Source organism: Mycobacterium sp., assembly GCF_049280035.1.
Taxonomy (GTDB): Bacteria; Actinomycetota; Actinomycetes; order Mycobacteriales; family Mycobacteriaceae; genus Mycobacterium.
On record NZ_JBAPPI010000785.1, the window covers coordinates 1 to 1892 of the forward strand.

At 65.4% G+C, this 1892-nt stretch carries 3 protein-coding genes; 2 read left to right on the plus strand and 1 reads right to left on the minus strand.

Annotated features, from left to right (window positions below; all coding sequences use genetic code 11):
• A partial coding sequence (locus WAN71_RS25000) for a type II toxin-antitoxin system death-on-curing family toxin (protein WP_422227902.1) occupies positions 1 to 321 on the plus strand: 321 nt, incomplete at its 5' end.
• Positions 322 to 546: 225 nt separating this feature from the next.
• Here WAN71_RS25000 and WAN71_RS25005 read toward each other — a convergent pair.
• Positions 547 to 1404, minus strand: coding sequence for an oxidoreductase (locus WAN71_RS25005; protein ID WP_422227903.1), 858 nt, complete (start codon positions 1402 to 1404; stop codon positions 547 to 549).
• 22 nt (positions 1405 to 1426) lie between these two features.
• Here WAN71_RS25005 and WAN71_RS25010 point away from each other — a divergent pair.
• The coding region (locus WAN71_RS25010) for an alcohol dehydrogenase catalytic domain-containing protein (protein ID WP_422227904.1) at positions 1427 to 1892 on the plus strand (466 nt) is incomplete at its 3' end.

A 1892-nucleotide genomic window follows, 5' to 3' on the forward strand; every position in this document is an offset into this window, starting at 1 on the left:
CCAGAGGTCCGGGATTATGGCTTGCTCGAATCCGCTCTGGCGCGGCCCGGCGCGTCGGTGTTCGGCGCGGATGCCTACCCAGATCTGCACCTCAAGGCCGCCGCCCTACTGCACTCCCTCGCGCGCAACGACGCGCTAGTGGACGGAAACAAACGATTGGCGTGGACAGCCTGTCGGACCTTTCTCGCTATCAACGGACAGTCGATTAGCGCACCCGAGGATGATCGCTTCCGATTCGTCATTCAGGTCGCCACCGGTGCACTGGCCGATCTCGACAAGATCGCCGACCGACTACGGACCTGGAGCTACCCGGAGGGTTGACTACGGGTGACGCTCATGACGGCCCTGGCTACCGGCCATTTGCCTTGTGACGTCATGGATTTCCTCAGTGTTTGGCCCGTGCCCCCGGACATCAGGCGCAGTGCGGTGTCGTACAGCGCCCGGGCATGCAGGACTCCGCCACACCGCCAGCCGATCCGTCCTCCGCGGCGTCGCCCGCCTGACCAGCACGAAGTAGCGCGTTTCACGCCGGGTCTGGCGCAAAACCTAAGTGGCGATCGCGTTCAGCTGCGCGCGGGTATCGTCGTCGAGTTCGATATCGGCGACTGCGAGGTTCTCCTCCAGGTGACCCACTGACGATGTGCCAGGGATCATCACCACGTTCGACGCAACGTTCAGCGTCCATGCCAACGCGATCTGCGCCGGAGTGTGACCGAGTCGGGCGGCCGCCTCGCGCACCACTTGGTGTCCGAGCACCTGATCCGGCGGCGCAAACGGCGATCTCAGACTAAAGAACGGGACGAATGCGATGCCGCGCGTCTCGCACTCCCGCAGTACCGGATCCGATGACCGGTTGACGAGACTGAAAGCGTTTTGCACACAAGCGATTTCGGTGTGTTCTAAGGCGTGCAGCAAATGCTCGCGAGTAGTATTGCTCAGCCCGATGCCGCCGATCAATCCCTCATCACGGGCGGCGATCATCACCGAAAGCAATTCGTCGAATCGCTCGTCGGGATGGTCGCTGTCCATCAGCCTCAGATTCACCGCCGCCAGCTGATCGACGCCGAGCGTTCGCAGGTTCGCCTCGATATCCGAGCGGAAATCGGCGGGATCGGCCAGCGGCACCCAGCCACCGGCGTCGTCGCGGCGGGCTCCGACCTTGCTGACCAACGCGAGGTTGGATGGGTACGGATGCAGGGCCTCGCGGATGAGCTCGTTGGAGACATCAGGGCCGTAGAACTGGGCGGTGTCGATGTGGTTGACGCCGAGTTCGACGGCCCTGCGCAGCACGGCGAGCGCTGCATTGCGGTCGCGCGGCGGCCCGAAAGCGCCCGGCCCCGGCAGCTGGATCGCGCCGAAGCCGATCCGCGCGATCGCAAAGCCACCAAGTGGAAAGGAATCCATTCCGGAAGGTTAGCGTCGAGGCATGGACACGTTTCAAGCGCTCCTCGCGCGCCAAGAAGGCGACCAGATCACCGCTACGGTGGAGACCCTCCATCCGGAGGACCTGCCGCCCGGCGACGTGACGATCCGGGTGCTGTATTCCAGCGTCAACTTCAAGGACGCGCTGGCGCTGACGCCCGGCGGCGGCGTGGTGGGCGACTACCCCGTCGTACCGGGCATCGATTTGACCGGCGAGGTTGTCGAGTCGCGGTCACCGGACTTCGCCGTCGGCGACTCCGTCGTCGCGCACGGCTACCAGATCGGCACCGGTCACCACGGCGGCTACGCCGAATACGCCCGGCTGCCCGCTGATCAGGTCGTGCGGCTGGACGGGCTGAGTGCCCACGATGCTGCTGCCATAGGCACCGCCGGCTTCACCGCCGCCATGAGCGTGCGGGCACTCATCGACTGGGGCGTGCAACCCGGCGCCGGAGCGGTCGTGGTGACCG